The following is a 6,427-nucleotide window of genomic DNA, read 5'->3' as shown; positions in this document are numbered from 1 at the left end:
CTGAATGCCTCGACTCGGTCTCACCGCCGATCGTCGATCAGGTCCCAGCTCTGGTGATGAAGTGGTTTGTTCGTGGCCAGCCGAGAAGAGCCGCTGCGCCGGTGTCGAAAATGTCGATGTTTGCGTCCTGGGCGTTCTCTGCTCGCTGTCCGAACTGTCCTCCGGGGTGCCTGCGGCGGATGCGGACCGTGTCGGCCTCGACTGCGTAAGTTGCCACGACCTCGCCTCGGCTGACGGCGGTGGCATTCGCTCTTGAGAGATCGGCTTCGACCACGACGTGGGCAATGATGTGTTGCTGTGCTTCGATCGGTGATGCCAGTCGCGACATCGAACCTTCGTGGAGGCGCGCATTCTCGAAAAAGGTGAGAAACGGGCCGTTGTGCTCGATGCGCGATCGTGGACAGAACGCGAGCGATCGCTCGGCAGTTGTGATGGAGTTTGCCTGGTGACGCGGCGTGTCGCGACTTCCCGCGCGGCGTGACAGCTGACTTATGGATGCGGCCTCCGCCGCACCGAGAGCCGCTCGGCCCGTCCACTTTTTTGGTGTACCCATCTCGCCCATCTCCTTGTTGTCTCGTTCTATCTAATCATGAAGAAAGTTAGATGTCAAGGTAAAGATTTCTTTACAATTTCGGATAGTTTGTGAACTTCGCTTGATGCCACGCTGCGATCTGGTGGCGCTACTTCGTGATGGTCCGGCCGAGGCGTCAGATCTCGGGCGGACAGGAGTCGTCTTGAAGATCACTCCCGAGTTCAGTAACGAACTCGGCAGCCAACTCCGGGTCCTCGATCAACCTGCGGCCGTGATGATTCACGGCGTCCATCACCGTGTGCTAGTCGCAGCCCGAGGTGAGGTCGTGCTTGACGTGCCATCCGCTGCTACGGCAGGAGTTTGGGAGCTGTCGCGCTGCTCGAAGAACGATGTGGGAACACGATCGCAGCGGGTTCCGATCACGAACGAGCCCCTTGTATTCCTGCGCGATTTCGTCGTCGGAGGCGCTGCGCGGCGGGCTTGCCTACCGACAAGCTCATCGACGAGTGAGGCATGGCCGCGATGACCGACGTCCACTGGTTCAACCAACGCCGTCTCCACGGCAAAATCACCAGCGATGCGACCTACACAATCCCGGCAGAAGCCAACATGCCAAGCATGAACCGGAACAACACACCGCAACAACACACCGCAACAACACACCGGAGGATTGGCAACGAGTCCAGAAAAGCAGCAGAGCCACTCTCCCTCAATTCGGAAGAGCGGCTCTGACCGGTGTTTTTTGGTATCCCGTACGGGATTCGAACCCGTGCCGCCACCTTGAGAGGGTGGAGTCCTGGGCCACTAGACGAACGGGACCTGTTGCGACCGTCGACGATATCGCCGTCGCACAGTGATTCCCTCGGCCCGAAGGTCCGAGCGAAACGTTGGGGTGAAGGGAATCGAACCCCTAATAACAGAACCAGAAACTGCCGTGTTGCCAATTACACCACACCCCAGAGCGCTTGTCCGACGAGCATTCTTCACACTCACCGGACGATGCAGACGGGAGCATATCGGCGGTCAGCTCCACCGACCACCGTCGATTTCGAAGACCCTCTTCCGACACCGATCAGTCGGTGAGTTCGCTCAGGCGGCCAAAGCCCATCACCCGCCCGATGGCGACACCACCAGCTTCCCAGAAGTGACGCTCCAACGAGCGGACACCGGTCACCACCGACGTGTTCGTCGGCGACACATACGCCGTCATACCGACTTCCTCGGCGATCAGACGTGAGCGCAGCGAGTGATACGGGTCGGTGACCACTAGCACGCTGCTGTGGTTGCTCCCCGCGCTCTCGGCCAGGAGGTGCGCCACCCGCTGCAGCGACTCAAACGAGGTGACCCCACGGTCTTCGAGCACAATCGACGCCTCCGGGATGCCTCGTTCGACCAAATACGTGGCCGAGGCCTCGGCTTCGGTGAATCGATCACCCGCCTGGTTGCCACCGGTGACGACCACGATGGGTGCCAACCCTTGCGGCCAGAGTTCGGCAACGTGGTCGAGACGGGCCGCCAGTTGAGGTGATGGGCGGCCGTCGTATTGGGCCGCTCCCATCACCACGATGGCGTCGACTGAGCGAGCCTGATCATCCCGACCGGTCGCGTACACCTGAAAAAACGAGACCAGGTAGTAGCCGAGCAGAACGGCACAACCCAGGCTCGCTGCACACAGTATTTGACGACGCCGACGCGGAGCACGCCTGACGAGCGGGCTCACGGGCGTGGCGTCACGCTGCTCCGTCAGCGCACCTGGCATCTTGGGCTCCTCAGCTCCCGAGCCGACGAAACGCTGCGCGCAGTCGCCGCAGCGTTTCGTCTCGACCGAGCGCTTCGAACGACTCGAACAGCGGCGGGCCGACAGCCCGACCGGTGACCGCGACGCGCGGCAGTGCCTGCGCCTTGCCGAGCTTCACTTCGAAGCGCACCATCACGTCTTCGATCGCAGCCTTCAGCGACTCATGATCCCACGATGCCAGGGCGTCGTAGACGTCGATGACATCACTCAAGAGCGGCCCAGACCATTCGGGAGCGGTTGCCTTGGCCCACGACACCTCGTCATAATCGATCTCGGCAGCATTGTCACCCTGCGACCAAAAGAGGAAGTCGACGGTTCCCGGCACATCGGTCAGCCGCTCGAGGCGCTCTTGGATGTGCGGCGCAATGGCGGCGAAGCGTGCACGGTCCCACTCAGGCGGCAACTGCGCCGACGCGGCCGCAAGGTACTCGGCAGGGTCCATGTTCTTGATGTACTGCTTGTTGAACGCCGTCAACTTCTTCACGTCGAAGAAGGCAGGAGACAAGTTGACGTCCTCGAGCGCGAAGTCGGCCTCGATCTGACTCCATGTGACGATCTCGCTGCCGGCCTCCTCGGCACCAGGCGGCGTCCAGCCGAGCGTCATCAGGTAATTGACCATTGCATCGGCGAGGATGCCGTCGTCGCGATACTGCTCGATCGCCACCTTGTCGCGACGTTTCGACAGCTTCTTGCGCTGCTCGTTGACGAGCACCGGCACATGAGCCCACACAGGTGGGGCGTGACCGAGCGCGTCCCACAACATCTGCTGCTTCGGAGTGTTCGGCAGGTGCTCCTCGGCGCGCACGACATGGCTGATCGCCATCTCGATGTCGTCGACGACGTTGGCGAGCAGGAACATCGGGGCGCCATTGCCGCGAAGCAGTACGAAGTCCTCGATTGTCCCGTTGTCGAAGTCGACGTCGCCACGCACGAGGTCGTGAACGATTGTGCGGCCTTCAGGTACCCGGAAACGCAACACGCGGCCCGGACCGGCATCAAGCCCGCGGTCACGCGAGTAGCCGTCGTAACCGGTGATCCCCAGCTCTTTCGCTCGATCCTGAACCTCTTGGCCGGTCAGATCGCAGTAGTACGCCGCACCCGTCTCAACGAGGCGGCGGGCTGCCGCGACGTGCGCGTCAGCGTTTGCGCTCTGGAAATGCGGACCCTCGAAATGCGGATCGCTCTCGTCGATGCCGATCCAAGCCAGTGCATCGATGATGCCCTGAACCCACTCAGGCTGGTTACGCGCCTCGTCGGTGTCTTCGATGCGAAGCACAAACGTGCCCTCGAGGCGCCGGGCGAGCGCCCAGTTCATCAACGCCGTCCGGGCGCCTCCGACATGGAAGAAGCCGGTCGGCGAGGGTGCGAATCGAAAGCGAGGTTGAAAGGGAGGTTGAAAAGTCATTTCGTGAACGACGCTATCCGTCGCCGTCGTAGCGGGTTGACCATGGTGCACAACCTTCGCTATCAATGACCGGTTATCTCCCCACTGTGAAGGCTGGATCAAGTTAAAAAAAAGACCACATACGGACGAATGGAACACTGCATCAAGATGAAGAGTCGAGCCTCACCCACCATGACTTGTCGGTCGATGGTGGTGACTGATGAGCAACATATTCTTCCGAAAACACATGGTGATGTGCGCGGTCGGTGCCGCTTTGTCACTCGCTCCTCTCCCAGTCCTCGCCAATGGTCTCGACACCAATTCGACTAGCCCACCTGCGGACATCGGCCTCGACGACGGAACCGCATTCAACAAGGGCAGCGGCGAACTTGTCGAACTCGTTACTCCTGACGGCAACGTGGTCGACATCCCGATCGAAGTCGCACTCGACGACACGGTCGAGGTGACAAACGCCGGCCTTCTCGTCACCGAACCCAGCACATACGGCCCGCACCTCGGGCACGATGTTCTCGACGCTCTGTACGAACCAGCCCAGAGTGAGAGCCTCGGTCGAAGCATTGATGGCTCCAGCCAGGAATCGCCACCGGCCTCGCAGGCCTACCAACTGGACTCCAACCCATCCGCCGACCTGACGATCTACCTCGACTTCACCGGCCACACCACCACGGGCACCCCATGGAATCAGTCGCCACGGCCCGCCACCTTCACGTCAGCCCCGTATCGGCCGAGCAACCCGGCCAACACCGAGCGCTACATCGTCAACATCTGGGAGATGGTTGCCGAAGACTTCGCTCCCTTCAACGTGAACGTCACGACCAAAGAACCGAGCCTCGACGACCTCCAACGCGACAGCGCCACCGACGGCCGTTACGGCATCCGCATCGTGATCTCTCCCACCGACAATTGGTACGGCAATTCGGGTGGCGTCGCCTACATCAACTCGATGCTCTGGATCGACAACCCGACCGAAAAGCGCACCCCTGCCTTCGTCTTCAGCGACAACCTCGCCGGCGGCTACTGGAAGTACGTCGCCGAATCAGCATCGCACGAAGCTGGCCACACGCTCGGTCTCTATCACGATGGATTCGAATCGCTCGACTACTACGAGGGCCACACAGACAACACCGGAACAAGCTGGGCACCGATCATGGGCGCTGGCTACAACGCGTCACAAACCCAATGGTCCAAAGGCGAGTACCCGGGCGCAACACAAACCCAAGACGATCTGTCGATTCTCTTCGACCGGCTCGGCGCCCGCTCTGCAAGTGGCAGGCCTGTACCGGCCCTCGACAATAACGACATTGTCATCGGATCGATCGCCGCTGGCGGCAGCACAACGGAATTCAGCGTGACAGTCGGTGCTGGCCCGCTCTCTCTTACTGTCAATCCCACGACTGCCAACCCCAATCTCTTTCCCAGCGTCGAACTCCTCGACGGCCGAACCCTGCTCGCGGCAGCGACTCCACCACGACCTCGTGAATGGTCGACGACGCTCAACGCCAATGTTGCTCAGGGGACGTACACCGTGCGTGTCACGAGTCGCGCGTGGCTGACGCCAGCCACCGGGTTCACCACCTACGGCTCGATCGGCGAATTTGTCCTGGCCGTCAACGGCCAAAAGCTCCAAGTCCCCGCCCTCATCAACACGACCCCAACGGCGACCACGACTCTCACTCCCACGACCACCACGACCCCCACCAATGGTGACCTCCTTACTCCGATCGCCCCGATCCGGCTGCTCGATACTCGGATCGGAATCGGTGGAGCATCCCGGGCCGCAGCCGGCTCGACCACCCGCGTCTCAGTGGGCGATCACCCCGCCATCTCAGCGACACCGACGAGCGCTGTCCTCAACGTCGTGGCGGTCAACCCGTCAGCCAACGGCTACCTGCAGATCACCCCATGCCTGGACATACCCGTCGCCAATCGAACCGCATCATTGGTCTTCGGCGATGGCGACACGATCGGCAACTCAACGATCGCCAAGCTCGACAAATTCGGCGATATCTGCGTGTTCTCGCTGGTCGAGACTGACATCGTGATCGACGCCACTGCTTGGATCGGCCCCGCAGGAAAGAGCGGCCTCCACGTCACCCCGTCGACTCGAGTGGTCGACACGCGGAGCGGCGTCGGCCTCGACGGTCCGCTTCGTTCGAACAAAACGACCCGGGTGTCACTCGCCGGCATCATTCCTGACGGCGGTACCGCTGCATCGGTCAACCTGACATCTGTCAATGCGGTCGGCCCCGGATTCATCACGGCCTACCCGTGCTCGAGTAAGCGTCCTCAAACCGCATCGCTCAACTTCGACGGCCAGGCCACCCGCAGCAACAACGCCATCGTGGCCCTCGACTCAACCCAGTCGTTCTGCATCTCTTCGCCCACAGCGACAGACCTCGTCATCGACCTCACTGGGTACTTCGCCGAGAGTGGCCTCCACTTCGTCCCCGCAGACCCCGAGCGCCTGCTCGACAGCCGACTCGGACGAACGCTTACAGCTGGCTCATCGATCGCCCTCAAGATCCCGGCTCCGCCGGACGGCGCCCGCCCAGTCGCTGTGAGCATGGTCATCACCGTCGTCGACCAAACCGCACCTGGCTTCGTCACCTCATGGTCGTGCGGCAAACGCCCGCTCACCGCAGCAGTTTCCGCGGCCCCTGGCGAGGCCAACGCCAACGGCGCAATCACTGAG

4 protein-coding genes, 2 tRNA genes and 1 pseudogene are annotated in these 6,427 nt (G+C 61.7%); 2 read left to right on the top strand and 5 right to left on the bottom strand.

All coding sequences use genetic code 11. The features are described from left to right. Positions 1–37: 37 nt before the first annotated feature. Complete coding sequence (locus tag ACH2EI_RS21700) at positions 38–328, bottom strand: hypothetical protein (protein ID WP_395161563.1); 291 nt, start codon at positions 326–328, stop codon at positions 38–40. A gap of 717 nt (positions 329–1,045) precedes the next feature. Between ACH2EI_RS21700 and ACH2EI_RS21695 the strand changes: the two genes are divergently transcribed. After that, positions 1,046–1,264, top strand: a complete 219-nt coding sequence (locus ACH2EI_RS21695) for a hypothetical protein (protein WP_395161561.1) — start codon at positions 1,046–1,048, stop codon at positions 1,262–1,264. Positions 1,265–1,275: 11 nt separating this feature from the next. Here ACH2EI_RS21695 and ACH2EI_RS21690 read toward each other — a convergent pair. The 4 genes from ACH2EI_RS21690 to gltX all read right to left on the bottom strand — a co-directional run bounded on the left by ACH2EI_RS21690 (position 1,276) and on the right by gltX (position 3,735). After that, a tRNA-Glu gene (locus tag ACH2EI_RS21690) sits at positions 1,276–1,351 on the bottom strand. 68 nt (positions 1,352–1,419) lie between these two features. Then, positions 1,420–1,491, bottom strand: a tRNA-Gln gene (locus ACH2EI_RS21685). A gap of 113 nt (positions 1,492–1,604) precedes the next feature. Further along, on the bottom strand, positions 1,605–2,291 hold the full coding sequence (locus ACH2EI_RS21680) for a YdcF family protein (RefSeq protein WP_395152379.1): 687 nt from the start codon (positions 2,289–2,291) through the stop codon (positions 1,605–1,607). A gap of 10 nt (positions 2,292–2,301) precedes the next feature. Next, the gene (gltX, locus tag ACH2EI_RS21675) at positions 2,302–3,735 is read right to left on the bottom strand and encodes a glutamate--tRNA ligase (protein ID WP_395152378.1); all 1,434 of its coding nucleotides are present in this window, start codon (positions 3,733–3,735) and stop codon (positions 2,302–2,304) included. A gap of 199 nt (positions 3,736–3,934) precedes the next feature. On the opposite strand from gltX, the pseudogene ACH2EI_RS21670 reads away from it, so the two are divergent. Beyond that, a pseudogene (locus ACH2EI_RS21670) lies at positions 3,935–6,427 on the top strand (hypothetical protein); the annotation flags it as partial.

The organism is Ilumatobacter sp. (assembly GCF_041688325.1).
Classification (GTDB): Bacteria; Actinomycetota; Acidimicrobiia; order Acidimicrobiales; family Ilumatobacteraceae; genus Ilumatobacter_A.
Note: the sequence above shows the minus strand (reverse complement) of the source record. Positions and strands in the feature narration are given on the sequence as shown.